The sequence below is a fragment of the Roseospirillum parvum genome, assembly GCF_900100455.1.
Classification (GTDB): Bacteria; Pseudomonadota; Alphaproteobacteria; order Rhodospirillales; family Rhodospirillaceae; genus Roseospirillum; species Roseospirillum parvum.
Window position 1 is genome coordinate 58317 of sequence record NZ_FNCV01000004.1, and the last position, 24846, is coordinate 83162.

Consider the following 24846-nt stretch of genomic DNA (forward strand, 5'->3'; position numbering starts at 1 on the left):
TACGGCATGGCGGGGGCGTGGTTCACTGTCCTGGCACGGGATTTCGATCAACTCTTCGCCATTGCGGGTTGTTTCCCCGGCCGTCGGGGAGGAGGGCGATGTTGCTGATGGTGCCTTTCGCGCGCCTGTTGATGCTTCTCTGCCTCGGCCTTGCCCTGGCCGGCTGTGAGCGCGTCGAGCCGGTGCGACTGGCCGCCCTGATGCCGCTCGGCGGGCCGGCGGCCTCGGTCGGCCAAAGCCTGCGCGAGGGGCTGGAACTGGCGGTCGACGAGATCAACCAGCGGGGTGGTCTGAACGCCCGGCCGATCGAACTGACGGTGGTCGACAGCACCGCCGCCCCCGGCGGCCTGGAGGCGGCCTACCACGAGGTGGTCGCGACCGACCCGCTGCTGATCATCGCCGGCACCAGCAATGTGGCGGTGGCCCTGAAGCCGCTGGCCGAGGCCGACCGTCGGCTGCTGTTCGGGCTGGTCGCCACCGCCCCGGCGCTGACCGAGAACGCCACCTGGAGCTATCGCTACTGGCCGCTGGCGGCGGCCGAGGTGCCGGCCATGCTGGCCGGCCTGCCGCCGGACGAGAACCTGAGCCTGGGGGTGGCCTTCCTCGACGACGCCTATGGACGCTCGGTGGCCGAGGGGCTGGCCGAGCATGTCCGCCGGCGCGGCGGGCGCGGTCTGATGATCCCCTTCGCCCTGACCACCACCGACTATTCCGACCTGGCCCAAACCCTGGGCGACACCGACGCGGTGGCCATCGTGGCCTTCGACGCCCACATCCGGGCGGTGCTCGAGGCGCTGGAGGCCGCCAACTACCGGGGCCGGCGGCTGGCCAGCAGCTCCGGCGCCCTGCCCGCGATGTTCGATCATCCCGCCGCCGAGGGGCTGTATGTGGCGGCCCCGGCCATCTACAATCCCAGTTTCCTGGTGTCCGAGCAGACCCGGCAGACCTACGAGGCGCGCACCGGCAAGCCCTTCGACCAGTACGCCGCCAACGGGGTCGATTTCATCCGTCTGCTGGATGGCCTGCTGGTTGATCGCGAGGTCTCCGCCGTGTCGCTGAAGGCCCGGCTGGCCGACGGCTTTGCCTATGCCGGGCTGTTCGGCAACGTCAGCCTGTCGGCCGGCGGCCACGACATCGAATTCCCCCTGCTGGCGGCCCGCGTCGAGGGCGGCCGGCTGGTCTACCGCTGAGAACGGGAGGGCCGCCGCCACGATGCCTGCCCGCTTTCAGCCCCGCCTGACCATCCGCGCCCGGCTGGCCATCATCACCCTGGCCGGGCTGGTGGTGCTCGGCGGACTGGGGCTTTTCACGGTGCGTGGCGCCTACCGGGCGCTGGAGGTGGCCTACGGGCAAAGCATGGCGGAAACCGCCCAGGCCATGCTGGGCCAGATCGGCGGCAGCGTGGTCGCCCGGCTCGACCAGTTGGAGCGGCTGAGTGATCGCGCCGAGGTCACCGCACGGATGCGGGCCGCCAACCGCCGGCCGCTTGACGCCGGCCCCGACACGGTGCTCTCGGAACTGCTGCGCGATGCCTTCATCGATGCCGAGCGGCGCCGCTTCGGGCGCAGCGTGTTCGCCCAGGTGGTGCTGATCGACCGCCGCGGGCTGGTCGTCGCGGCCACCGATCCGCCGGCCCGTCCGTTGCTCGCCGACCGCACCTGGTGGCGCGGCGCCATGGCCCGGGGCCGCCATGTCGGTGGCCTGGCCTACGATCCCCTGCTCGATGCCCATGGGCTGGTGGTGGCGGTGCGCCTGGACGATGCCCGCGGCCAGCCGCTGGGGGTGGCCAAGGCGCTGCTGTCGGCCGGCTGGATCATCCGCGAGGCGGCCCAGGCGGCCCAACTGGCCGGCAACACCGACATCCATCTGGTCACCGCCGACACCCGTCAGATCTTCTCCACCCGGCCCTTCCGCTTTCTCGAGCACGTCGACGACCGCCGCTACGTCAGGGCCAGTCGGGCGGCGACCGGCAACGGCGCCGGGGGCGACGATTTCGTGCAGGTCACCGAGGGCGGCCGGGCGCGCGTCTACGCCTTTGCCAGCAGCCGCTCGGCACCGGCCCTCGGCCATCTCGGCTGGACCCTGTTCGTCGGCCGCGACGCCCGGCAGGTGCTGGCTCCGGCGGAAGCCCTGGAACTGCGGATCAGCGTTGCCTACGCGGTGGTGCTGCTGGCCGGGCTGTTCGCCGCCGGGCTGCTCGCCCGCTCGCTGGCCCGGCCGGTGCTCAGGATCCGCGATGCCGCCAGCAAGATCGCCGAGGGCGACCTGGAACAGCGGGTCGACTTGAAACGCGACGACGAGATCGGCGATCTGGCCGCCGCCTTCAACCTGATGAGCGACCGTCTGCGGGACAGCTACCACGCCCTCACCGCCGAGATCGCGGTGCGCCAGAAGGCCGAGGCCGACATGGCCGCCCAGGCCCACCGCGCCCTGGAAAGCGAGATCGAGCTCAACACCCTGATCGAAAGCACCGACGACTTCATCTGGTTCGTTGATCGCGAGGGCAGGCTGGTGCTGTGGAACTCGGCGGTCAGCGACTATCGGGCCCAGCGCGGCAAGGGGCCGGTGCGGCGCGGCATCACCGCCGCCGACATGCTGCCGGCCGACAAGGCCGCCGAGTGGGAGGAGTTGTACCGGCGCACCCTGTCCGGCGAGCGGCCGATCATCGAGCTTGAGTTGTCCGACGGCCGCCACCAGACGTTTGCCTTCGCCCCGATGATGCGCGAGGGCGAGGTGATCGGCGCCTCGGTGTTCAGCCGCGACATCACCGTCCGCCGGGCCATGGAACGCCAGCTCGAGCAACTGGCCAGCACCGATCCGCTGACCGGGGCCAGCAACCGCCGCCGGTTCATGAAACAGGCCCAGGTGGAGTGGGAGCGCAGCCAACGCTACGACAGCCCGCTGAGCCTGCTGATGATCGACATCGACCACTTCAAGTCGATCAACGACACCCACGGCCATGCCATCGGCGACAAGGTGCTGAAGGCGATGGTCATGGAGTGTATCGCCCGGCTGCGCGGCACCGACCTGCTGGGCCGCCTGGGGGGCGAGGAGTTCGCCGTCCTGTTGCCGCAGACCCCGGCCGCCGCCGCCGCGCAGACCGCCGAACGCCTGCGTCAGGCGCTGGCCGAGTTGAGCGTGGCCACCGACAACGGACCGCTGCGCTTCACGGTCAGTCTGGGGCTGGCCTGCCGGGTCGGGGCCGAGGACACCGTCGAGGAGTGCCTGCGCCGCGCCGACGCGGCCCTCTACAAGGCCAAGGCCGGCGGCCGTGATCGGCTGGTCGTCGATCCGTCCGCGTCCGGTGTCGCTCTCGAGTCGGATCGCGGCCTCGCTTCGTAAAGCCTTCGGTAACCGGAGAGGGGTAGCCTTGAGCCTCGATCCATGGCGCTTCGGGGACCCCAATGGCCGAGGAAGACGGCAGCCACACCCAAACCAGCAACGGTGGCGGCAACGGCAACGGCCCGCCGGCCGACACGGTGCTCGCCCAGGTGGCCGCCGCCGCCCTGCCCGGCAGCGCCGGGCGGCGCACCGACACGGCGGTCTACAACGTCACCGTCGAGGTCATCGTGGTCCTCGGCAAATCCACGCTGAGGGTCAACCAGCTTCTGAAGCTGGGCCGTGGGGCGGTGGTCGAGCTGGACCAGAAGACCAACCAGCCGGTGGAAATCTACGCCAACGACATCCTCATCGCGCGCGGCGAGGTGGTCATCGTCGAGGGCGACCGCATCGGCGTCACCCTGACCGAACTGGTCCGCTCGATCTACGACCAGCGGGGCTGATCAGCCTTCCGTCCGCGACGCCGCCACCACCAGATCGGCGAACTCACGCAGGAACACCGAGCCCTTCACCGTGCGCTGGATGAACACGTTGCGGCGGTCCGCCTCGTCGGGCTTGCGTTTGGCCAGGCCGAGCGCCGAAAGGCGGTCCACCGCCCGCGTGATGGCCGGCTTGGAAACGTTCAGCCGCTCGGCCAGACCGCGCACGGTGTGCGGCGGCTCCTCCAGGTAGACGCACAGCAGCAGGGCCATCTGGCGGGCCGACAGGTCGGGCCCCTCGCGGCGCACGCTGTCGACCACCGCCCGATGCCACAAGGCCAACGCCTGGGCCGGCTCCAGGGTGTCTGCCACGACCCGCCTCCCGCTAAACGTTCCACACCCGTACCGATTTACCCCAGGCGGCGGGGAAGGTCAAATCGGCGGGCCCTCCAGGGGGGCAATGGGGGGGCAATGGGGCGGTCGTGGGGCGGTCGCGGGGCGCTCAGCGCGGCAGATATGTTTCGATGGCGTCCCAGATCATCCCGGGCAGGTTGGAGCCATCGAAACGGTCGATCTCCTGCAGGCCGGTGGGCGAGGTGACGTTGATCTCGGTCAGGCAGTCGCCGATCACGTCGATGCCGACGAACAGCAGCCCCTGTTCCTTCAGCACCGGGCCCAGGGCGGCGCAGATGTCGCGCTCGCGCGGCGTCAGGGTGGATTTGGCGGCGCGCCCGCCGACGTGCAGATTGGAGCGCGTCTCGCCATCGCGCGGGATGCGGTTGACCGCCCCCGCCACCGCGCCGTCGATCAGGATGATGCGCTTGTCGCCCTGGCGCACCTCGGGCAGGTAGCGCTGCACCATCACCGGCTCGCGGCTGGCCGCGGCGAACATCTCAAGCAGGCTGTTGAGGTTGGTGTCCTCGGGCCTGAGGTGGAACACCCCGGCCCCGCCGTTGCCGTACAGCGGCTTGACGATGATGTCGCCGTGCTCGGCCCGGAAGTCGGCGATGGCCTTGGCATCGGCGCTGATCAGGGTGGGCGGCACGAACTCGGGAAAGGCCAGGGCGAACAGCTTTTCCGGCGCGTTGCGCACCGAGCCCGGGCGGTTGACCACCAGGGTTTCGGGCTCGATCGCCTCCAGCAGGTGGGTGGCGGTGATGTAGGCCATGTCGAACGGCGGGTCCTGGCGCATCATCACCACGTCCACGTCGGCTGCCAGGTCCAGCGTTTCCTCGGCTCCCAGGGTGGCATGGTTGCCGGCCTCGCGGCGCACCGAAAGGGGCCGCGCCCGGGCGCTGACGCGCAGCCGGCCATCGGTCCGCGCGCGGGCGCTCAAGGCCGCCGGCGGGTAGTGGAACAGGCGGTGGCCGCGCCGCTGGGCCTCGAGCGCCAGCACGAAGGTGGAGTCGGCGTTGATGTCGATGCCCTCGACGGGGTCCATCTGGAAGGCGACGGTGAGCGGCATGGCGGCGGGTCCGGTAAGTCGTTACGGGGGGGCAATCAGTCGCCGGGGGCGCCCTTGATCCCGACGTAGGAGACCACCCGGCGCACGTGGGCGATGTCGCGGGCGTGGGCGATCACCCGGTCCCGCTCGGCCGCCGACTGGGCGGTGCCCATCAGATAGACCACGCGGTCGGCCACGTCGACGGCATAGTTGATGGATAAAATCTCGCCGTCGAACAGGAGGCGGGCTTCCAGGGTCTTGGCGATCCACAGGTCGCGTCCGGCGTCGGCGGTGTCGCCCTGGGTGCGGCTGTCCTGGCCGGCCACCCGAAGCTCGTTGATGACCCGGTGGATGGCTTCCTCGCTCCAGGCCAGACGGACCGCCGCCAGCCGGAGGTCGGCGGTGTCCACCACCCCGGTCAGCAGGGCGACGCCGTCGCGCACCGTCACCGTCGCCTGGAGCGGCAGGCGGTGGTCGAACTCGAACCAGCGGCGGTTGATCTCCGTGGTCACCCAGGTGTCCTCGGCCGAGCCCCGAAGACCGCGCTCCTCGGCCGCCGCCGTGGCCACCCGCGCGCCGGCCCCGATGGCGATCCCGGTCGGCGTGCAGCCGGCCAGCAGCAGGCTCGCCACCAGCGCGAAGCCAACCCCGGAAAGCCACCCCCCGAAACGCCCTCCTCCGAAAAGCCATCTCATGGACCGATGCCCCGTGCCGCGCCAACCGGGGGTCATACTCCCCCCTGGGCGACCGATGTCAAAGGGCTGGGGCGACTCTTCAACCATCGGCCGCCGCGAAGGGTTCGAAGGGATCGTCGCCCGGGGCTTCCAGGCCGAGCAGGGCGAAGGTTTCGGCCATGTGCCCGGGCAGGGGAGCGGTCAGGGTCAGGGTGCCGCCGTCCGGGTGGGGCAGCCTCAGGGCGCGGGCGTGCAGGTGCAGCCGCTTGCCGGGCACGATGCCGCCGGGGTGGGCGTCGGCGCCGCCGTACTTGCCGTCGCCGAGGATCGGGGTGCCCAGCACCTGGGCGGTGTGGGCGCGCAACTGGTGGGTGCGCCCGGTGCGCGGCCGCAGGGCCAGCCAGGCCAGCTTCTGCCCGGTGGTGGCCAGGGTGGTGTAGTCGGTGAGGGCGCTCTTGCCGCCCTCCTCGGTGACGCTGACCCGCTCGCCGCGCCCGCCGGGGGTCTTGTCGAGTCGGCCCTTGATGGTGCCCTGGGCCGGGCGCGGCCGGCCGACCACCAGGGCCCAGTAGACCTTTTCCGCCTCGCGGCTCTTGAAGGCGCGGGCCAGGGCGGCGGCCGAATTGGCATCGCGGGCCAGCACCAGCACCCCGGAGGTGTCGCGGTCCAGGCGGTGGACCAGCGACAGGGGCGGGGCGCCGGGGCCGAACAGGCGCTCGGCCAGCGGGCCGAGCAGGCCATCCAGGTGGCGGTGGGTGTTGGTGCCCCCCTGCACGGCCAGCCCGGCCGGCTTGTTGAGCGCCACCAGCCGGCGATCCTTCAGCAGCACGGCGCCCTCCAGGGCGTCGAGGTCGGCGCTGGAGACGCGGGGAGGCGGGGCCGGCCGGGCCTCGGCCGGGGTGGCGGCGGGCAGCGGCGGCACGCGGACCACCTGTCCGGCAAGCAGCCGCTGGCCGGCCTTGGCGCGGCCGCCGTCGACCCGCACCTCGCCCTTGCGCAGCATCTTTTCCAGCCGCCCGTGGGGCAGCTCCGGGTAGTGGCGACGGAACCAGCGATCCAGCCGGATCTCGGCCTCCTCGGCGGCAACGGTGACGTTCTTCACGGCCATGACGCGCCTCCTTCAGCCGAGCAGCCAGCGGACCAGGGACAGGCCGCCGAACAGGGCGGCCACCCCCAAACCGACCGAGACGGTGGCATAGACCACGGCCAGCACCACCTGCTGGCGCTCGATCAGGGTGACCATGTCGAGGCTCAGGGTGGAGAAGGTGGTGAAGCCGCCCAGGAAGCCGACCACCAGCAGGGCCCGGGGCAGCGGGCCCAGCGACCAGCGCAGGGCGGCGGCCTCGATCAGCATCCCCATGAGCAGGGCGCCGAGCAGGTTGACGGCCAGCGTGCCCCAGGGAAAACCGTGGCCGAACAGCCGGGTGACCAGCACCGACAGCACATAGCGGCAGACCGCGCCGCCGGCCCCGCCGACCGCCACGGCGGCCAGGACCTGGGGGGCGAATTGGGACGGGGAAGGGCTCATTCGACGGGGTGTCCGGTGGTTTGGAAAGAGAGGGGGGCAGCGGGCCAGAGAATACCTTTTCCTGACCGTCGCGGGGCGATACAATCGGCCCTGGAGAAAAACCCTCGGTGATCTGAGAGTTTGGGGGGCGAGGCGCGATGACATCCGGGAACACCGGAAAGCGGCCCGTGGCCAAAAAGGCCGGGGCCAAAAAGGCCGGGGCCAAAAAGGCCGGGGCCAAAGCGGCCGACAAGCCGGCCGACAAGCCGGCCGACAAGCCGGCCAGCCAGCCAGCGAGCAAAACGGCGAGCCAGCCAGCGACCAAGGCGGAAAACAAACCGGCGGACAAGGCACCGGACAAGGCGCTGGACAAACCTGAGGCCGGGAAGGCGCCGCCCGCCACGCCCGGTCCGGCAGCGCCGGCCAAGGCCCCCGACAAGCCGGCATCCGGGTCGGCGACCGCCTCGGCTGATAGCAAGTCCACCCCGGCCAAGGCAAGCGCGGCGAGCCCGCCGTCCCCGGGGCCCACCGCCGCCAAGGCCCCGGACAGGTCACTGCCGGTCAAGTCGGTGCCGCCGAAGGTGCCCGCCAAGGTGGAGTCGGCCAAAACTGGGCCGACCAAAGCTGGGTCGGGCAAAACTGGGTCGGGCAAGACGGATCCGGTAAAGGCTTCCGCGCCGTCCCCGGCCACCAAGCCCGAGCCGGCCAAGTCCGAGCCGGCCAAGTCCGAGCCGGCCAAGGTGGAGCCGGCCAAGGTGGAGCCGGCCAAGGTGGAGCCGGCCAAGGGTGCTGACCCGGCCAAGGCGCCGTCCACCAAGGCGCCATCCACCAAGACGCCATCCACCAAGACGGCGGCGCCGAAGGCCACGTCCACCAAGGCAGAGCCTGCCAAGACGGCTCCGAAAAAGGCAGCGGGGAGCAAGGCCAGCAAATCGACCGCCGCCCCGTCGACTGCCACCAAGTCCACGGCCACCAAGTCCACGGCCGGCAAATCCACGAGCGGCAAGACGACGCGGAGTTCCCCCGCGTCCACCTCCGCGCCGGCCGCCTCCCGGTCCACCGCACGGACCCGTTCCCAGGCAAAATCCCCGATCAAATCCAAGCGCGAGGCCAACTCCATGGCGGATACTCCCGAAACGCCCAAGCCCCCCTCCTCCCCGAGCCCGGCCACGTCGGGCAGCCAGCCGCCGGCGTCGCCCGCTGCCGCGCCCGTGGCTCCCAAGCCGGCGGCCCCGGCCAGCCCGGCGCCGGCGCCTGCCGCTCCCGCCGCCCCGAGCCCGGCGCCGGCCGCTCCGAGCCCGGCGCCCGCCGAGCCGGCGGCCAGCGCCGCCCCGGCCGAGCCGGCGGCCCCCAAGGCCACCGGCGGACCCGAGGAAGGCACCTGGGTGGTCTTCCTGGTGCGCGGCTGCACCGGCCTCAGGGTGGGCAGTGTGACCACCCTGGGCGGCAGCCTGAAGGGCGACGGTGCGCTGATGAGCATCGATGGCGCCTATGACATCGCCGCCCAGCAGTGGGTCGCCACCATCGATGCCAAGATCAAGGGCGAGGTGGACTGGCTCGGCCTGGAGGCGGGCGACAGCGTCAGCGTGCGCATGATCGGCCACTTCCTGCCCGAGCGGATCATCGGCACCCTGCTCAAGAAGGGGGCGCCCCGGCCGGTCGGCCAACTGGTCCTGCTGCGCCAGGGCTGAGCGCAAGTTTCGGCGCAAGTTTCGGCGCCAAGTTTCGGCGCCAAGTTTTGGCGCAGAGTTTCGGCGCCAAGTTTCGACAAAGCTTCGGCATACGGTTCTGACCAGCGGTTCCGGCCAACGGTCCTGAGCGCCGACACCACCGGCCCCGCCACCAGGGCGGCGCCGCCAGATCAATCAGGGGGGGTGAGCCGCAGGCCGGCTGACCCCCCTTTGTCGTCCGCCGGTTTCCCGCCCGGCCAACCCCGAAAGTCCCCCCGCATGTCCGCTTCCGCCCCCGCCATCGGTCTGGTCAGCCTGGGCTGCCCCAAGGCCCTGGTCGACAGCGAACGCATCCTGACCCGCCTTCGGGCCGAGGGCTATGCCATCGTCGGCGACTACGCCGGGGCCGATGTGGTGATCGTCAACACCTGCGGCTTCCTCGACTCGGCCAAGGCGGAGTCCCTGGCCGCCATCGAGGAGGCCATGGCCGCCAACGGCCGGGTCATCGTCACCGGCTGCCTGGGGGTGGAGGCCGGGCTGATCGCCGAGCGGGTGCCCGGCGTGCTGGCCGTCACCGGGCCGCACCAGTACGAGAAGGTGATGGCCGCCGTGCACGCCGCGCTGCCGCCGCCCGACGATCCCCGCGTCGCCCTGATCCCGCCCCAGGGCCTGCGCCTGACGCCGCGCCACTACGCCTATCTGAAAATCTCCGAGGGCTGCGACCATCACTGCCGCTTCTGCATCATCCCCAGGCTGCGCGGGCGGCTGGTCAGCCGGCCCCTCGACGAGGTGATGCGCGAGGCCGAGGCCCTGGCCCGGGCCGGGGTGCGGGAAATCCTGGTGGTCAGCCAGGACACGGCGGCCTATGGCCGCGATCTCGACCACGCCGCCAGCCCGTGGCGCGGCCGCTCGCGGCGCGCCCACGTGGTCGATCTGGCCCAGGCGCTGGGCGAGTTGGCCGCCGAACACGGCATCTGGGTGCGGCTGCACTACCTCTACCCCTACCCGCAGCTCGACCAACTGGTGCCGCTGATGGCGGACGGCCGGCTGGTGCCCTATCTCGACATCCCCTTCCAGCACGCCAGCCCGGCGGTGCTCAAGGCCATGGGGCGTCCGGCCGCCGAGGGGCAGGCCCTGGCGCGCCTCGCCGAGTGGCGCCGCCAGTGCCCCGATCTGGCCATCCGCGCCACCTTCATCGTCGGCTTCCCGGGCGAAACCGAGGCCGATTTCCAGGTCCTGCTCGACTGGCTCACCGAGGCCCGGCTGGAGCGCGTCGCCTGCTTCAAGTACGAGAACGTCGCCGGCGCCGCCGCCAACGAGCTGCCCGGCGCGGTGCCGGAAGAGGTCAAGGAAGAGCGCTTCCACCGCCTGATGGCCCATCAGCAGGCGATCGGCGCCGAGCTCAACCAGCGGCGCATCGGCCGCACCCTGAGCGTGCTGATCGACGAGGTGGACGCCGACGGGGCCCGCGGCCGCACCACCGCCGACGCCCCGGAGATCGACGGCGCGGTGATCCTGGAGGACGCCACCGGCCTTCAGCCCGGGCAGTTGATCCGGGCCACCGTCGAGGCGGCCGACGCCTACGACCTGTGGGCCCATCCGGTCGATTGACCGGGGGCGCCGGGGCCACGGCGATGGTTGGGGGGAGACGAAAATAAACCCGGCGGCGGCGATTCTGGATCGCCACCGCCGGGTGTCGGACGCTCCGCGAGGGGGGGGCGGGGAGGAGCGCCCGAGGGAGGATGGCAAGGCCGGCGGCCGCGAGGGGGAGGGAGAGAGCCGTTGATCCGACCGTTGCCGCCCACATCCCCGCAACCATCGTGCCAAACCGGGCCAGCCGAGGATGACGGGCGCCAAGGGTCTGATTTCGCGTCCTTCGTGTGCCGGGGCCGGGTCGGCGGCCCGGCGCTTCCCGCCCCCAGGCGATGCAGAATGACACGCATATCGATAGCCAGGCTGGTTTTGCGCCAAACTGCACCGCGCGAAGCCCCGGGTCAGGGGACTGGAAATGCCCCCCTTGATGGGGCATGGTGCGGCCAACCCATAACCAACAAACCGTCGGAGGGGAGCGTCCCATGGTCCATCCGCCTGTCCGGTTGCTGGCCGGTCTTCTGTTTGCCGTCACGCTGCTCCTGGGTCCGCTCGCCGCCGGCCCCGCCCGCGCCGCCGAGGTGACCCTGCGCTTCAGCCACTTCTGGCCGGCCGTGACGGGCATGCACAAGGAGATGTTCCAGGTCTGGGCCGACAGTGTGCAGACGGCCAGCCAGGGGCGCATCGAGGTCGAGATCTACCCCTCCTCGACCCTGGCCAAGGCGCCGGCCCAGTACGACGCGGTGATCGACCGCATCGCCGACATGACGGCCACCGTGCAGGGCTACACCGCCGGCCGCTTTCCCTTGAGCCAGGTGGTCGAGCTGCCCGGTCTGGTGCACACGGCGGCGCAGGGCTCGTGCATCCTCCAGGCCCTGTACGACGAGGGTCTGGTGGCCGACGAATACGCCGAGACCCACCCCCTGTTCCTGTTCACCCACGGCCCCGGGCACATCCACACCCGCGACACGGTGATCCGCGCGCCGGAGGACTTCGCCGGCCTGCGCATCCGCCGCCCGACCCTGGTCGTGGCCAGCCTGCTCGAGGGCCTGGGCGCCCAGCCGGTGGCGATGCCGGCGCCGCAGTCCTTCCAGGCCATGGAACGTGGCGTCATCGACGGGGTGGCGCTGCCCTGGGAGGCCATGGAGTCGTTCCGCCTGAACGAGCTGGCGGGCAGCCACACCGAGGTCGGCGGGCTCTACTCGCTGGCCTTCATGGTGACCATGAACAAGGACGTCTACGCCGCCCTGCCCGACGACCTGAAGGCGGTCATCGACGCCCACTCGGGCGCCGACTGGTCGGCCCGCGCCGCCGCCGTGTTCGACCGCCGCGACATCGCCGGCCGGGCGACCGCCGAAAAGGCCGGGCACACCATCGTCACCATCGACGGCGCGGCCAACGACCCGGCCTGGAAGCCGGTGCTCGAGGGCACCACCGAGGGCTACCTGGCCCACCTCGAGGCCGACGGCAAGCCGGCCCGCGCGGTCCATGCCCGGGCCCTCGAGTTGGCCGCCGGCCGCTGCCAGTGAGCGTCGCGGGGCGCCTGTCGGCTCTGCTCGACCGGGCCATCGCCGGCCTGTCGGGATGGCTCGGCCGGCTCGCCGCGGTGCTCTTGATGGCCATGGTCGGGGTGGTGCTGGCCGACATCATGAGCCGCACCCTGTTCAAGCTGACCGGCGGCGGCCTTGACCTGACCTTTCCGGGCGGCGTCGAGTTGGTCAGCCTGGGCCTGCTGTTCACCCTGCTGTGCGCCATGCCACGGGCCGTGGAAAGCGGTCAGGTGGTGGTCGATCTGACCACCCATCGCCTGTCGCCGCTCGGCCGTCGCCGGCTGCAGGGATTCTTCGCCCTGGGCTATGCCGGTCTGGGCGCGGTGATGGCGCGCCACGCCGGGCTCGATGTGTCGGCCGCCGCGCGGGCCCAGGAAACCACCCAGGACCTGCTCATCCCGCTGGCCCCGATCCACGCCGCCGAGGCGGTGGCGGCCGGCGTGCTGACCCTGGCCGCCCTGCGGGTCGCCGTGCGCGCCCTGGCCGGGCGGCCCGAGGCTGAGGAGAGCCCACGGTGAGTTCGCCGCTGATCGGTGGGCTGTGTCTGGCCGCCATGCTGGTCCTGATCGCCCTGGGCTGCCCGGTCGCCCTGGCCATGGCGCTGACCGGCGTGGTCGGCTTCGGGCTGGTGGTGGCGGCCGGGCCGGCGGTCGCCATGCTCGGCGCCACCCCCTTCGAAAGCCTCGCCGAGTACGGCTTCAGCCCCATCCCCATGTTCATCCTGATGGGCGTCTTCGCCGCCAAGGCGCGCCTCTCCGGCGAGCTGTTCGAGGGCGCCCGGCGGCTGTTCGGCGCCTGGCCGGGCGGCGTGGCGCTGGCCGCCGTCGCCTCGTGCGGGGCCTTTTCGGCCATCTCCGGCTCCTCGCTGGCCACCGCCGCCGGGATGGGCCGGGTCGCCCTGCCAGAGATGGCCCGCCACGGCTACGCCCCGGGGCTGGCTGCCGGCACGGTGGCCGCCGGGGGCACCCTGGGCATCATGATCCCGCCCTCCATCGCCCTGCTGTTGTACGCCCTGATCACCGAGCAGTCGGTGGGCGACATGTTCATCGCCGGCATCGGCCCGGGGCTGCTCGGGCTGGCCCTGTACGGCGCGGCGATTGTCCTGATGGTCGGCCGCAATCCGACCCTGGCCCGCCCCGGCACGGCCACCGGCTGGGCCGAGAAGCTGGCCGGCCTGAAGGGCCTGCTGCCGCTGGTGGTGATCTTCGCGGTGGTCCTGGGGGGCATCTACGGCGGCCTTTTCACGCCCACCGAGGCGGCCGCCGTGGGGGCCTTCGGGACGCTGTGCGTGGCCCTGCTGCGGGGCCTCGGCTGGGCCGGCTTCAAGGATGCCCTGCGCGAGGCCCTGAGCCTGTCGGCGATGGTCTTCTTCATGATCGTCGGGGCCCAGATCCTGGGCCGCTTCCTGTCGGTCAGCCGGATTTCCAACGAGCTGGTGCAACTGGTCGCCGAGCTTGGCCTGGGTCCCTACGCGGTGCTGGCCGGGGTCCTGCTGCTGTTCATCGTGCTCGGCTGTGTGATGGACAGCATGGCCATGATGCTGCTCACCGTGCCGGTGGTCTTTCCGCTGATCGAAAGCGCCGGCTTCGATCCGGTGTGGTTCGGCATCCTGACCGTGGTGGCGGTGGAAATGGGGCTGATCACCCCGCCGGTGGGCATGAACGTGTTCGTCATCAAGACCTTGCTGCCGCAGGCCCGCATGGGCACCCTGTACCTGGGGGTGCTGCCCTTCGTGCTGGCCGACGTGGTCCGCCTGCTGGTGCTGATCGCCTTCCCCGGCGTGGCGTTGTGGCTGGTCGGGTAGGGGACCGGGAGCCTTCGGCGCTCTTGCCAAGCCCCGCCCGGCGGGCGTACCAAGACCAACCATGAGCGCCCCCCACACTCCCCCGAGCGCCCCTCCCACACACCCGGACGCCTCGGCCCCGCCCGGCCCGGCCGCCATCGCCGTGCGCGATCTGGTCAAGCGCTACGGCCCGGTGACGGCGGTCGACGGGGTCTCGTTCACCGTCCCCCGGGGGGCGGTGGTCGGCCTGCTGGGCGGCAACGGGGCCGGCAAGACGACCACCATCTCGCTCATCCTCGGCCTTTTGCTGCCGACCAGCGGCGGCATCGAGGTGCTGGGCCACGACATGCTGAGCGACCGTTTCGCCGCCCTGCCGCGGATGAACTTCTCCTCGCCCTACGTCGACCTGCCGCACCGCCTGACGGTGCGCGAGAACCTGACCGTCTACGCCCACCTCTACGGCCTTCGGGACATCCCCGGGCGGATCGCCCGGCTGGCCGAGGACCTCGACTTCGCCCACCTGCTGAAGCGTCCCACCGGGCGCCTGTCGGCTGGCCAGAAGACCCGCGTCGCCCTGGCCAAGGCGCTGATCAACGACCCCGAGGTGCTGATGCTGGACGAGCCCACCGCCTCGCTCGACCCGGATACCGGGGATCGCATCCGGGGCCACCTGGAGGCCTACCGGGCGCGCACCGGGGCGGCCATTTTCCTGGCCTCGCACAACATGGCCGAGGTCGAGCGGCTGTGCGACGACGTGCTGATCATGCGCCGTGGCCGGGTCCACGACCGGGGCAGCCCGGCCGAGCTGAAAACCCGCTACCGCCGCCCCGACCTGGAGCAGGTCTTCCTCGACATCGCCCGGGCCACCGGCGGGGCCATCGACGAAAGCTCGGCCGACCAGGAAGACGCCCACCCGCACCCGCCCGCCCGCCCGGAGGACGCCCGATGAACGAGCGCTTCCCGCTGCCGGTGCGCCGCGTGCTGGCCATCGTCCTGCGCCACATCTACGTGCTGCGCGGCTCGCCGCCGCGCATCCTGGAAATGGCCTACTGGCCGACCGTGCAGATGATCCTGTGGGGCTTCATCAGCAAGTTCTTCGTCGGCCATTCCGAGTGGGTGGCCCAGGCCGCCGGGGTGCTGATCGCCGGGGTGCTGCTGTGGGACGTGCTGTTCCGCGCCAACATCGGGCAGGCGGTCGGCTTCATGGAGGAAATGTGGTCCCGCAACCTGGGGCACCTGTTCGTCAGCCCCTTGCGGCCCTACGAGTTCCTGGTCGGCACCATGACCATGAGCCTGGTCCGCACCACCGTCGGCGTGCTGCCGGCCGCCCTGCTGGCCATCCCCTTCTATGATTTCAACGTCTTCGGCCTGGGCTGGCCGCTGGCCACCTTCTTTGCCAGCCTGATGATGTTCGGCTGGGCCATCGGCGTGTTCATCTCCGGCATCCTGCTGCGCTTCGGCCTGGGGGCGGAAAGCCTGGCCTGGGCCTTCGTCTTCGCCTTCGGACCGATCAGCGGCATCTACTACCCCATCTCGGTGCTGCCCGAATGGCTGCAAGCCATCGCCCTGGCCGCCCCCCCGGCCCACGTCTTCGAAGGCATGCGCGCGGTGCTGTTCGAGGGCCGCGTGGACACCCACCACATGGCCGCCGCCTTCGGCCTCAACCTGCTCTACCTGGGCGCGGCGGCCGCCTTCTTCCTGGCCATGGTCACCTCGGCCCGCCGCCGCGGCCAACTGCTCGACCTGGGCGAATGAGCCCGGAGCGGCAGGGGCCCGGCGTGCCGTGATCGGCCCCAAGGGGGCGCTGCCCCCTTGACCCCCGCCGGGGGGACCAGGGGCCCCCCCGGACCCCCGCCGTGACTTAAAACCCCACCCAGGGGGGCAAGCCCCCCTGGGTGGGGTTTTGACTCATGGTGGGGTCTGGGGAGGCCTCCCGGCCTCCCCAGCGGGGTTCAAAGGGGCAGCGCCCCTTTGCTGTCGATCACGGCACGCCGGGCTTTTGCCGTTTCGGGCTCATCCGCCCAGGGCGATCAGGGCGAGCAGCAGGGCCAGGGTGGGGGGCAGGGCGGGCAGCAGGCGGGACAGGCGGTGGTTGGGGGCGGCTGTCGGGGGGCCGAGGGCGCTGAAGGCGAGCACCGCCAGGGCCGGGGTCAGGGCGGGCATTTCCAGGGCCAGGGCCTGGGCCAGGGCCAGACCCGCCGCGCCCAGGGCCAGCGGGACGGCGAGGCCGCCGCCGTGGCGTGGGGTCTTGCGGCCCAGGGCCGGCAGCAGGCCGCCCAGGGCACCACCCAGGATGGCGGGCAGGCTGGCCGCCAGGGGCAGCGCGGCGTGGGCCCCGATGCCGGCCGGGGCAAGCACCAGGGCGATCAGGCCGAGGCCGATCAGCAGACCGGTCAGGCGGCCGGTGCGCGGCGGTGTCTGGGGGCGGGCGGTGCCACTCACGCCGCCCAGCATCAGGGCCCAGACGGCCACCAGGAGTCCCCCGACCAGTGCCCCGGCGCCCCCCAGCAGGGCCGCGCCGCCGCCGGCCAGGGCGACCACGCCGACCGCCAGCCGCCCGCCCCAGGGCGTCGGGCCGAAAACGCCTCCACCCAGCCCGGCGAGGCAGGCCAGCAGGCCCAGCGGCAGGGTCAGGTCGAGCGGTTTGGGCGGCGCCGCCGGATCGGCCGGCCAAGTGCCGCCGCTGGCCACCAGCCAGCCGACGATCAGGCCCACCGCCACCCCGATCCCGGCGGCCAGGCAGTCGCGGCGGGCGGGGCTCAGGCGCTCGCCGAGTCGGGCCAGGCCCAGCCCGGCCAGCGCGGTGCCGGTCATGGCGGCGCCCAGCGGCAGGACCACCGCCGCCGGCAGCAGGGCCACAAGGTCGCCAGGGGAGGTGCCGGGAAGGCTCATCGAAGCGCGATCAGTGAGGGCGTTGGAGAGATGCGGGTAAGCCGCGCGGGGCTGGTTGAGACGGGTGCGGTCCGTGGGCTAAAGTGATGCCGGTGTGCCGGCCGGCCGTCCCCGACGGCGGGCTGGCGAATTCGCAATGACAGGCCGCGCCGCCCCGGGCCACCAGGGAGCGCCGGCGCCAGCCACGGTGACCCAGCCACGGTGACCCAGCCACGGTGACGTTGCATCCCCCAGCTTGGCATCCCCCAGCTTGACGTTTCACCCCGTTTTCTTACCCCCGAAGAGTCGCCGGGTGCAACCGCCGCCCGGTGCCCCCCCCGACCGAAGCCGAAGGAGTGACCGTTCGCCATGTCCGATACCGCAAGTTCCGTGGTGGAGAAGGTCCGCGTCTGGGACCTGCCCACCCGCCTCTTTCACTGGACCCTGGTCGTCCTCATCGCCGTCCTCTGGTGGTCCGGCGAGAACGGTGAGATGGGCATCCACCAGTGGGCCGGCTACGGCGCCCTGACCCTGGTCGTGTTCCGCGTGGTGTGGGGCTTCGTCGGCTCGACCACTGCCCGCTTCGCCACCTTCCTGACCGGGCCGGCCGCCATCAAACGCTACCTGGAGGAAACCAAGGCCGGCAAGGTGGGCCACATTGGCCACAACCCGATCGGCGCCCTGTCGGCCACGGCGATGATCCTGCTGGTCCTGTTCCAGGGCATCACTGGCCTGTTCGCCAGCGAGAACACCTTCCTGTTCTTCGAGGGGCCGCTGGCCGACTGGGTCTCCACCGGCACCAGCGAGAGCCTGACCAGCTGGCACAAGACGTCGTTCAACCTGCTGCTGCTCATCATCGCCCTGCACGTCGCCTCGACCTTCTTCTACCTGCTGGTCAAGAAGGACGATCTGGTGCACCCGATGATGACCGGCATGAAGAAGGTGAGCCGCCTCGACCTCAAGGAAGAGGCCGCCAAGCTCCACTTCGCCCCGCTGCCGCTGGCCGGCAAGATCCTGGCCGGGGTGGCCGCCGTGATCATCGTCATCTCGTTCCTCTGACGATACAAAGGCGACACAAGGGCAACCCAAAGGCATGTGGGCCGGCGATTGCGCATTCTCATCGCCGGCCCTCGGGCAGGCCGTGGAAGGTTGGGGGGATTTCCTTCCAACCTTCTTGCGGAGAGTCGCCCGTGAAGCAAAGCCTGCTGATGGAAAAGTACCCGGTCTTCGACATGGAACTGCCGAAGGCCGAAACCGACTTCGACAGCGTCGAAGCCATTGTCGCCGAGCTGAAGGCGCGCATCGAGGAAACCGAGGGCGTCGTCTTCATCGCCGACTTCGACCACTACGCCCACACCCGCGACACCGGCGGCCAGATCGACTCCAAGATCAAGGCCGCCCGCAATGTGGTGTTCTGCTTCGGTCGCATGCTGCCCAACCCGCACGTGCTGGCCGTGCGGCCGCGCTCCATCGGGGTCTGCGACATGGGCGACCACTTCCACATCGCCTTCCTCGAAGCCCCCATGGAAGTGGCCAACACCGCCATGGAAAGCTGGTGCAAGAACCTCTTCCGCCGGGGCTGAGGAGCGGCGATTCCGGGGGGGCGCTAATGAATTGACTGGCAGAGAACGCTTGGCGGGCAAGGCGCGGTGGCCAGTCCTTGGCGGCGCCCGAGCGAAACCGACATGCGATGAGGTCCACTCATCGCATGTCGGTATTAGGCGATTTCAGGCAAAGGCACGGGGGCGGGCAGCCTACGGATTTCCTGGTAGATGCGCTTGGCCCCTTGCAGTCGCTCGGGGGTGGCCTTCTCCGGCTTTCGGCGCCGGGTTTCCTCCCACGGGTCGGCGATGCCCTCTTCCTTCTTGAGGTAGGCGGCGGTGGCGGCCAGTTCCAACTCGATGGCGTTGTATTGGGACACAGTCCGAACGAATTTTGTTTTGCCCGTTTCGGTTTCCGTTTCCGTTTCGCCCTCGACGGTATAGATGGAATACCAGCCGCCCCACTCGGTGGGCTTTTCCTCTTCCTTAACCATTTCGAACGCCTCGGCCAGCTCCATGGCCTGGGAAAGGTCCTCGCTGTAGGGACCGTAGTGGCGGTATTCGAAGTCGAAGCCTTCTCCGTAACCGGCCAACTCCATCAGATAGGCGGTTTTCTGCAGCCGGGTGCGGCCGACCAGACGGCCCCCCGCGCAGCGGACAATGGCTACGGCCTTTGTCCTGTTCTTAAGAGCCTTCTTGGTGGACCCGCTCATGACTCCTTCTCCCCAAACCTGTCTTCCACTGCTTCCTTGATGATCGCCTCAAGGGCATCCCGGGCTTCCTGGTCGTCCCTGTCCACGTACACCCGGAAAAACTCAAATGTTTCCGCAGCTGCCACAATGGGTGAGTAGTGGGCCATGTCAACGACACTGCCATCTGGTGAGCGCATGTGAATCTGATTGAGAGGGCCTTTCGATTGTTTGAAGAGGGTATAGCAATCGCGCTTGTCCTTATCGACCATCAAGCGGGGAACCTTTGCCCCATCCTCGGCATTCCACTCTTCGATCCGTTCACTGATGTGTGCCTGTCTGGCGGTCAGCCAACGCCGCTGGTCATCCCGCTCCTGTTTGGTCATGGCCATGTGCGGTGGCTTTTTGCGCTCCAATTCCAGCCGCACGTCGCGGCAACACGGCAAGCGGCGGTGTAGCAGCATTTCAGCGAGCCGGGCTACCTCCTCGTCAGTTGCACTGCGCAGCATCGGCAGGGCACCCCAGAACACCGTGTCGTCAAGCTTCAGGGCCCGGTCCAGGCAGGTTGGTTCCTGGGCGAAGCGGACAAACGGGTGCGCCTCATGCAGACCGGTTTTTGTCGTGTGATCGGCCTGGATCAACGTCATCAGACGGGCCATTAACTCGGTGAACACCGCTTCGGCCCCGCGTGTCGCCTTGTGGAAGTATACACTGGTGTAAAGGTGAAACAAAGAGAGAACGTAATTCTCTGCTGCTTGCGTGGCTTTCGGACCCAGCACGAAGGTTTCGATCTCCCCAACGGGCACCTCATCCTCGACCGCTTTCACCTCGTTGACCTCGAGGTTGGCCATCAGCCACTCAAAATCGATCAGGCTGTTGCGCACCCCGGTCATCAGGCTGTCGCGGCGCATGTAGTCCAACCGATCCGCGTCGAACTGGCTTGAGACAACCGCGTCGTAGAGATTTCCAGGCCCCTTTCGCCCGATCAATTCCGCAACATCATTGGCAAATCCGCTGCCCATTTCCTCAAAGGCTTTGGCGATTTCGGTTTCCTGGATGACACGACGCCCCACCTCCTCGTGATCCGCCAGGGCGAGGTCGAAGCGCTTTCCGATTTTCTCGAACGCGTGGCTCATCATGCCATGTCCCACATCGTGGACCAGGGCCGCCGCCACGGCGACATCGGCTTGGTGGTTCTTGACTTGTCGATGGGTGCTCTCAAGGTGCGCCTTAATGATTTCCATCAACCTGCGGGCCGTGTGGAAGGCACCCAGGCTGTGCGCGAACCGGGTGTGAGTGGCGCCGGGAAATGTGAACTCCGAGAATCCCAGTTGTCGGACCCTGCGCAGCCTTTGGAATGGCTCCGTCTGGATCACTGACCAAAGCGTCTGCTGGAATTGGTCGCTGCCGAACGTGATAAGGTCATGCAGGGGGTCGCGGATGCGTTGCGGCTTGGCCACCTGCGGCATATTCAGTTCCCCATCGGCTAAGGGTACAATATGTAGTGCTCAGTTTGTAGCATTTTTCGAATCGCGATAAAAGCGTGGTTCTATCAGCAAGCATCTATTCATCGTTGGCCCAACCTCACCCCTCCCCACAAAACGGGTTCCGGCCCTGTTTGTCCTCCATCTCGACCACCCACAGGTCGGGGTCGTAGGACAGTTGGCGCTCGATGGCGGCGGCCAGGCCCTGGGCGTCCAGCGGCGTTCCGGCGCCCAGCGGGTGCCAGCCCAGGGTGCCCTCGGCGTCGCGGCTTTCGGCGAGCAGGGCGTGGCTGCCGTCCAGGCGGTTGAGGCAGAGCAGGATCGCCCCGGCGTCGGCGTCGCCCTTGCGCACCACGCCGGCCCAGGCGCCCCAGGCGGTGGCCTGACGGACGGCGGCGGCGACGCGCAGGGAAGTGGTCAGGCGGGGCATGGCGGTATGTCCGGGCGATGAATGTGGGTATGGAGGCCGGGGCGCGGGTTGGCAGGGCCGGGGGCGGGGCCCTATAGTCCCAGCCATCGACCCTGGAATTCAAGGAGGCCCACCATGACCGCCGCGCTGCCGCTGAACGATCCCGCGCTGCTCGAAACCCGCTGCCTGATCGATGGCGCCTGGGTGGGGGCCGACAGCGGGGCCACCATCGAGGTGACCAACCCGGCCGATGGCTCGGTACTGGCCCAGGTGCCCAAGATGGGCGCCGCCGAGACCGCGCGGGCCATCGCCGCCGCCGATGCCGCCTGGCCGGCCTGGCGCGCCAAGACGGCCAAGGAGCGGGCCAACATCCTGCGCCGCTGGTTCGATCTGGTGATGGCGGCACAGGAAGATCTGGCCACCATCATGACCGCCGAGCAGGGCAAGCCGCTGGCCGAGGCCCGCGGCGAGGTGGCCTACGGCGCCAACTTCATCGAATGGTTCGCCGAGGAGGCCAAGCGCCTTTACGGCGACACCATCCCCGGCCACGCCCCGGACAAGCGGATCGTGGTCATCAAGCAGCCGATCGGCGTGGTCGCGGCGATCACCCCGTGGAACTTCCCCAACGCCATGATCACCAGAAAGTGCGCCCCGGCCCTGGCCGCCGGCTGCCCGGTGGTCATCAAGCCGGCCAGCCAGACCCCGCTGTCGGCCCTGGCGCTCGCCGTGCTGGCCGAGCGGGCCGGCGTGCCCAAGGGGGTGATCAACGTGCTGACCGGCTCGGCCAGCGCCATCGGCGGCGAGATGACCTCGAACCCCACGGTGCGCAAGCTGACCTTCACCGGCTCCACCGAGATCGGCAAGGTGCTGCTGGAGCAGTGCGCCGGCACGGTGAAGAAGACCAGCATGGAGTTGGGCGGCAACGCGCCGTTCATCGTCTTCGACGACGCCGACCTGGATGCCGCGGTGGCCGGCGCCATCGCCAGCAAGTACCGCAACACCGGGCAGACCTGCGTCTGCGCCAACCGTCTGCTGATCCAGGACGGGGTCTACGACGCCTTCGCCGCCAAGCTGGCCCAGGCGGTGGGCCAGCTCAAGGTCGGCCCCGGCCTGGGCGGCGACACCCAGCAGGGTCCGCTGATCGATGAAAGCGCCCTGGCCAAGGTCGAGGAGCTGGTCGGCGACGCCGTTGGCAAGGGCGCCAAGGTGGCCTGCGGCGGCCAGCGCCACGCCCTGGGCGGCACCTTCTACGAGCCGACCATCCTGACCGGGGTGACGCCCGAGATGCGGGTCTCGCGCGAGGAGATTTTCGGCCCGGTGGCGCCGCTCTACCGCTTCACCGACGAGGCCGAGGCGATCCGTCTGGCCAACGACACCGAGTTCGGGCTGGCCGCCTACTTCTACGCCCGCGACGTGGGCCGCGTGTGGCGGGTCTCGGAGGGGCTGGAGTACGGCATCGTCGGCATCAACGAGGGCATCATCTCGACCGAGGTGGCGCCCTTCGGCGGGGTCAAGGAAAGCGGCATCGGCCGCGAGGGCTCGAAGTACGGCATCGAGGACTTCGTCGAGATCAAGTACCTGTGCATGGGCGGCATCTGAGGTCGGCTTCCGGCCCCGACCCGGCATGAGACACGCAGGGCCCGGTCGCGTCGTTGGCGCGGCCGGGCCCTGGTTTTTCCGGCGGGGAGAGCCGGGCGGCGGGGGGTCAGTCGACCCCCTGCTTCTTCAGGAACTCGGCCATCTTGGCGTCCTCGCCGGCGATGTGGCGGCGCCACCAGGAACCGAGCAGCGCCATCAGATCCACGCCGGCGCTCTCGCCGCCTTCCTGATAGGTCTGATAGAGGCTGTCCAGGCGCTGGATGAAGGCCTGGTGCTGGCGCTTGTGCTCCTTGAGGCCAGGATAGCCATAGCGTTCCATGTACATCTGCTCGTCGTCGAAGTGCTCGGCGGTGTAGCGCCGCAGTTCCGTGAACGCGGCTTCCAGCTTGCCGCGCTCCTTGCCCGATCTCACCTGACGATAGACCTCGTTGGTCAGCTTCAGGATGTTCTTGTGCTCCCGGTCGATGCTGGAGATGCCGGAGGCCAGCTTCTTGTCCCAGGCCACCAGGGTGTCGCTGCCCTGACCCTGCTGGTCGGCCCGCACCCGTTGCAGGAAGGTGCGCACCTCGTCCTTCAGCAACGCCGACTGGCGTGACAACTCAGCCGAGGAGTTGGCGATGTCGGTGGCCGAGGCGCCGGAGGCGTCGGCCGCCGCGGTCAGGTCGGACATGACGCTGGTCACCTCCTGGGTGCTGCGGGCGGCTTCGTCGGCGCTGCGGGCGATCTCGCCGGTGGCGGCGCTTTGTTCCTCCACCGCGGCGGCGATGCTGGAGCTGATCTCGTTGACGTTCTCGATCACCTTGGCGATGCGCTCCATGGCCTCGACGGCGCCGGTGGTGGCATCCTGCACCTGACCGATCTGGGCGGCGATCTCGCCGGTTGCCTTGGCCGTCTGGTTGGCCAGGTTCTTCACCTCGCCGGCGACCACGGCGAAGCCCTTGCCGGCGTCGCCGGCCCGCGCCGCCTCGATGGTGGCGTTCAGGGCCAGAAGGTTGGTCTGGTCGGCGATGCCGGTGATCAGGCTGACGATCTCGCCGATCTTGATCACCGCCTGCTCCAGGGTGCGGATGTCGCCGGTGGTCTGGTTGGTCTCGGTCACCGCCTGACTGGCCACCGAATTGGCTTCGGCCACCCGGCGGCTGATTTCCTGGATCGAGGAGGACAATTCCTCGGACGTGGCGGCCATGGTTTCCACGTTCTGCGAGGCGCCCTCGGCCGACCCGGCGGCGGCGCGCGCCTTGCCCTTGACGTCGCCGGCCGAGTGGTCGACCTGCTCGGCGATGTCGCCCAGCATCTGTTCGGCGTGGGTCAGGCCATCGAGCACGCCGAGCACGGTGCCCTCGAAGCTCTGGATGTAGCCGCGCAGGGCGGCCTGCTCGCGCTCCTTCTCGGCCTGCGCCAACTCCTGGGCCTCGGACAGTTGGCGGGCCTGGATCATGCCCTGCTTGAAGACCTCGACCGCCTTGGCCATGGCGCCGATCTCGTCGCGCCGCTCGCCGCCGGGGATGTCGACGGTCAAGTCGCCGTCGGCCAGGCTCAGCATGCGGCTGTTCATCAGCCGGATCGGTCCGGCGATGGCGCGCGTCAACAGGAAGCCGAAGACCAGGGCCAGCGCCAGCGCCACGGCGCTGCTGGAGATGACGGCGATGAACAGGGTGTCCATGGCCTCGCCGCGCCGGGCGGAGACCTGCTTGACCAGCCGGTCGCGGACCTCGGCCAGACCCGCGAAGGCGTCCTTGAGGGCGGTCTTGCGCTGCTGGGGCAGCGGGGAAACGCTGAAGGCCCGCGCCTGGTTGACCGTCAGGTAGTGGCGCATCAGCTCGATCTCGACCGCCGCCACATCGCCGCGCCACGCCGCCTGGGCCTGCAGCACGGCCTCGACGCCGCTCTTCAGTTCGGGCTCTCCGGTGGTCAGGGTTTGCAGGTCGGGGCCCATGCCGTCCAACCCGGCGATCGCCTGTTCGTAGTCGGCGAGGTTCTGTCGATCGGCGGTGGAGATGAAAAGTTGCAGCGACTCCTGGGCGTCGCTCAGCCGTGCGTGATATTCGCTGCTTGCGGCGTCGAAGGCCTCGATGCGGGCGAATCGGCGGTCGGCGTCGCGCATCATGGTGACGGCCGACAGGATGGCGGCGCCGGCCAGGGCGATGGTCAGCAGAACGGCGGCAAAGGCCAGCGCGATCTTGCGGGAGATCTGAAGGTTGTTGAGAAACGACATGCTGACTTCCCTTTGCCGCTGGAGCAAATCCCGAGCGATCCGGAACGGATCGCGACGACGAT

At 69.9% G+C, this 24846-nt stretch carries 23 protein-coding genes; 13 read left to right on the forward strand and 10 right to left on the reverse strand.

Annotated features, from left to right (window positions below; genetic code table 11):
• The first annotated feature begins 107 nt into the window (after positions 1 to 107).
• The 3 genes from BLR95_RS07190 (at position 108) to BLR95_RS07200 (ending at position 3782) form a co-directional block, all read left to right on the forward strand.
• Positions 108 to 1190 carry an ABC transporter substrate-binding protein gene (locus BLR95_RS07190; RefSeq protein ID WP_176787701.1) on the forward strand — a complete coding sequence of 361 codons (1083 nt, stop codon included), beginning with the start codon at positions 108 to 110 and terminating at the stop codon, positions 1188 to 1190.
• Between the two features lie 22 nt (positions 1191 to 1212).
• The gene (locus tag BLR95_RS07195; RefSeq protein WP_143130953.1) at positions 1213 to 3342 is read left to right on the forward strand and encodes a diguanylate cyclase; all 2130 of its coding nucleotides are present in this window, start codon (positions 1213 to 1215) and stop codon (positions 3340 to 3342) included.
• A gap of 62 nt (positions 3343 to 3404) precedes the next feature.
• A complete protein-coding gene (locus BLR95_RS07200; protein ID WP_092617635.1) occupies positions 3405 to 3782 on the forward strand; it encodes a FliM/FliN family flagellar motor switch protein in 378 nt (125 codons plus the stop codon).
• Here the strand turns inward: BLR95_RS07200 and BLR95_RS07205 are convergent, their stop codons facing one another.
• From BLR95_RS07205 to crcB, 5 genes are all read right to left on the reverse strand, one after another.
• Positions 3783 to 4130 (reverse strand): MarR family transcriptional regulator, encoded by a 348-nt coding sequence (locus BLR95_RS07205; RefSeq protein WP_092617638.1) that lies wholly within the window; start codon positions 4128 to 4130, stop codon positions 3783 to 3785.
• A gap of 130 nt (positions 4131 to 4260) precedes the next feature.
• Entirely contained in the window at positions 4261 to 5223 is a 963-nt protein-coding gene (gshB, locus tag BLR95_RS07210) for a glutathione synthase (protein WP_092617641.1), read from the reverse strand.
• Positions 5224 to 5258: 35 nt separating this feature from the next.
• Positions 5259 to 5834 (reverse strand): BON domain-containing protein, encoded by a 576-nt coding sequence (locus BLR95_RS07215; RefSeq protein WP_245689341.1) that lies wholly within the window; start codon positions 5832 to 5834, stop codon positions 5259 to 5261.
• Positions 5835 to 5976: 142 nt separating this feature from the next.
• Positions 5977 to 6984 (reverse strand): RluA family pseudouridine synthase, encoded by a 1008-nt coding sequence (locus tag BLR95_RS07220; RefSeq protein ID WP_092617647.1) that lies wholly within the window; start codon positions 6982 to 6984, stop codon positions 5977 to 5979.
• Between the two features lie 12 nt (positions 6985 to 6996).
• A complete protein-coding gene (gene crcB, locus BLR95_RS07225; protein WP_092617650.1) occupies positions 6997 to 7404 on the reverse strand; it encodes a fluoride efflux transporter CrcB in 408 nt (135 codons plus the stop codon).
• Between the two features lie 1190 nt (positions 7405 to 8594).
• Here crcB and BLR95_RS15910 point away from each other — a divergent pair.
• The 7 genes from BLR95_RS15910 (at position 8595) to BLR95_RS07260 (ending at position 15731) form a co-directional block, all read left to right on the forward strand.
• The gene (locus BLR95_RS15910) at positions 8595 to 9074 is read left to right on the forward strand and encodes a hypothetical protein (RefSeq protein ID WP_143130954.1); all 480 of its coding nucleotides are present in this window, start codon (positions 8595 to 8597) and stop codon (positions 9072 to 9074) included.
• Between the two features lie 258 nt (positions 9075 to 9332).
• Positions 9333 to 10664, forward strand: a complete 1332-nt coding sequence (rimO, locus tag BLR95_RS07235; RefSeq protein ID WP_092617655.1) for a 30S ribosomal protein S12 methylthiotransferase RimO — start codon at positions 9333 to 9335, stop codon at positions 10662 to 10664.
• A 464-nt stretch (positions 10665 to 11128) separates the two neighbouring features.
• Positions 11129 to 12172 (forward strand): TRAP transporter substrate-binding protein, encoded by a 1044-nt coding sequence (locus BLR95_RS07240; RefSeq protein ID WP_092617658.1) that lies wholly within the window; start codon positions 11129 to 11131, stop codon positions 12170 to 12172.
• Positions 12169 to 12711 carry a TRAP transporter small permease subunit gene (locus BLR95_RS07245; protein ID WP_092617661.1) on the forward strand — a complete coding sequence of 181 codons (543 nt, stop codon included), beginning with the start codon at positions 12169 to 12171 and terminating at the stop codon, positions 12709 to 12711. Before BLR95_RS07240 ends, BLR95_RS07245 begins: the two co-directional genes overlap by 4 nt.
• On the forward strand, positions 12708 to 13997 hold the full coding sequence (locus BLR95_RS07250; protein ID WP_092617664.1) for a TRAP transporter large permease: 1290 nt from the start codon (positions 12708 to 12710) through the stop codon (positions 13995 to 13997). Before BLR95_RS07245 ends, BLR95_RS07250 begins: the two co-directional genes overlap by 4 nt.
• A gap of 61 nt (positions 13998 to 14058) precedes the next feature.
• A complete protein-coding gene (locus BLR95_RS07255) occupies positions 14059 to 14925 on the forward strand; it encodes an ABC transporter ATP-binding protein (RefSeq protein WP_092617667.1) in 867 nt (288 codons plus the stop codon).
• Positions 14922 to 15731 carry an ABC transporter permease gene (locus BLR95_RS07260; RefSeq protein WP_092617670.1) on the forward strand — a complete coding sequence of 270 codons (810 nt, stop codon included), beginning with the start codon at positions 14922 to 14924 and terminating at the stop codon, positions 15729 to 15731. The genes BLR95_RS07255 and BLR95_RS07260 overlap by 4 nt, the downstream gene beginning before the upstream one ends.
• A 258-nt stretch (positions 15732 to 15989) precedes the next feature.
• Here the strand turns inward: BLR95_RS07260 and BLR95_RS07265 are convergent, their stop codons facing one another.
• Entirely contained in the window at positions 15990 to 16868 is an 879-nt protein-coding gene (locus BLR95_RS07265; RefSeq protein WP_092617673.1) for a hypothetical protein, read from the reverse strand.
• A gap of 348 nt (positions 16869 to 17216) precedes the next feature.
• Between BLR95_RS07265 and BLR95_RS07270 the strand changes: the two genes are divergently transcribed.
• Complete coding sequence (locus BLR95_RS07270; RefSeq protein ID WP_092617676.1) at positions 17217 to 17906, forward strand: cytochrome b/b6 domain-containing protein; 690 nt, start codon at positions 17217 to 17219, stop codon at positions 17904 to 17906.
• Between the two features lie 131 nt (positions 17907 to 18037).
• Positions 18038 to 18430, forward strand: coding sequence for a DUF6858 family protein (locus BLR95_RS07275; protein ID WP_092617679.1), 393 nt, complete (start codon positions 18038 to 18040; stop codon positions 18428 to 18430).
• A gap of 134 nt (positions 18431 to 18564) precedes the next feature.
• Here BLR95_RS07275 and BLR95_RS07280 read toward each other — a convergent pair whose 3' ends face one another.
• The 3 genes from BLR95_RS07280 to BLR95_RS07290 all read right to left on the reverse strand — a co-directional run bounded on the left by BLR95_RS07280 (position 18565) and on the right by BLR95_RS07290 (position 20991).
• On the reverse strand, positions 18565 to 19101 hold the full coding sequence (locus BLR95_RS07280) for a hypothetical protein (RefSeq protein WP_092617681.1): 537 nt from the start codon (positions 19099 to 19101) through the stop codon (positions 18565 to 18567).
• Positions 19098 to 20546: an HD domain-containing protein gene (locus BLR95_RS07285; RefSeq protein WP_092617684.1), complete on the reverse strand. Its 1449-nt coding sequence runs from the start codon at positions 20544 to 20546 to the stop codon at positions 19098 to 19100. The genes BLR95_RS07280 and BLR95_RS07285 overlap by 4 nt, the downstream gene beginning before the upstream one ends.
• Before the next feature lie 115 nt (positions 20547 to 20661).
• Positions 20662 to 20991 (reverse strand): DUF1491 family protein, encoded by a 330-nt coding sequence (locus tag BLR95_RS07290; protein WP_176787703.1) that lies wholly within the window; start codon positions 20989 to 20991, stop codon positions 20662 to 20664.
• Positions 20992 to 21105: 114 nt separating this feature from the next.
• Here BLR95_RS07290 and gabD point away from each other — a divergent pair, with 114 nt between their 5' ends.
• Positions 21106 to 22569, forward strand: a complete 1464-nt coding sequence (gene gabD / locus BLR95_RS07295) for an NADP-dependent succinate-semialdehyde dehydrogenase (RefSeq protein WP_092617690.1) — start codon at positions 21106 to 21108, stop codon at positions 22567 to 22569.
• Positions 22570 to 22675: 106 nt separating this feature from the next.
• Here gabD and BLR95_RS07300 read toward each other — a convergent pair whose 3' ends face one another.
• A complete protein-coding gene (locus BLR95_RS07300; RefSeq protein WP_092617692.1) occupies positions 22676 to 24784 on the reverse strand; it encodes a bacteriohemerythrin in 2109 nt (702 codons plus the stop codon).
• Positions 24785 to 24846 lie beyond the last annotated feature (62 nt).

Excerpts from the sequence above, each read along its gene's own strand:
- BLR95_RS07190 (WP_176787701.1), top strand. The coding sequence starts at position 108 with ATGGTGCCTTTCGCGCGCCTGTTGATGCTTCTCTGCCTCGGCCTTGCC.
- BLR95_RS07195 (WP_143130953.1), top strand. The coding sequence starts at position 1,213 with ATGCCTGCCCGCTTTCAGCCCCGCCTGACCATCCGCGCCCGGCTGGCC.
- BLR95_RS07200 (WP_092617635.1), top strand. The coding sequence starts at position 3,405 with ATGGCCGAGGAAGACGGCAGCCACACCCAAACCAGCAACGGTGGCGGC.
- gshB (WP_092617641.1), bottom strand. The coding sequence starts at position 5,223 with ATGCCGCTCACCGTCGCCTTCCAGATGGACCCCGTCGAGGGCATCGAC.
- BLR95_RS07220 (WP_092617647.1), bottom strand. The coding sequence starts at position 6,984 with ATGGCCGTGAAGAACGTCACCGTTGCCGCCGAGGAGGCCGAGATCCGG.
- crcB (WP_092617650.1), bottom strand. The coding sequence starts at position 7,404 with ATGAGCCCTTCCCCGTCCCAATTCGCCCCCCAGGTCCTGGCCGCCGTG.
- rimO (WP_092617655.1), top strand. The coding sequence starts at position 9,333 with ATGTCCGCTTCCGCCCCCGCCATCGGTCTGGTCAGCCTGGGCTGCCCC.
- BLR95_RS07240 (WP_092617658.1), top strand. The coding sequence starts at position 11,129 with ATGGTCCATCCGCCTGTCCGGTTGCTGGCCGGTCTTCTGTTTGCCGTC.
- BLR95_RS07255 (WP_092617667.1), top strand. The coding sequence starts at position 14,059 with ATGAGCGCCCCCCACACTCCCCCGAGCGCCCCTCCCACACACCCGGAC.
- BLR95_RS07260 (WP_092617670.1), top strand. The coding sequence starts at position 14,922 with ATGAACGAGCGCTTCCCGCTGCCGGTGCGCCGCGTGCTGGCCATCGTC.
- BLR95_RS07265 (WP_092617673.1), bottom strand. The coding sequence starts at position 16,868 with ATGAGCCTTCCCGGCACCTCCCCTGGCGACCTTGTGGCCCTGCTGCCG.
- BLR95_RS07270 (WP_092617676.1), top strand. The coding sequence starts at position 17,217 with ATGTCCGATACCGCAAGTTCCGTGGTGGAGAAGGTCCGCGTCTGGGAC.
- BLR95_RS07280 (WP_092617681.1), bottom strand. The coding sequence starts at position 19,101 with ATGAGCGGGTCCACCAAGAAGGCTCTTAAGAACAGGACAAAGGCCGTA.
- BLR95_RS07285 (WP_092617684.1), bottom strand. The coding sequence starts at position 20,546 with ATGCCGCAGGTGGCCAAGCCGCAACGCATCCGCGACCCCCTGCATGAC.
- BLR95_RS07290 (WP_176787703.1), bottom strand. The coding sequence starts at position 20,991 with ATGCCCCGCCTGACCACTTCCCTGCGCGTCGCCGCCGCCGTCCGTCAG.
- gabD (WP_092617690.1), top strand. The coding sequence starts at position 21,106 with ATGACCGCCGCGCTGCCGCTGAACGATCCCGCGCTGCTCGAAACCCGC.
- BLR95_RS07300 (WP_092617692.1), bottom strand. The coding sequence starts at position 24,784 with ATGTCGTTTCTCAACAACCTTCAGATCTCCCGCAAGATCGCGCTGGCC.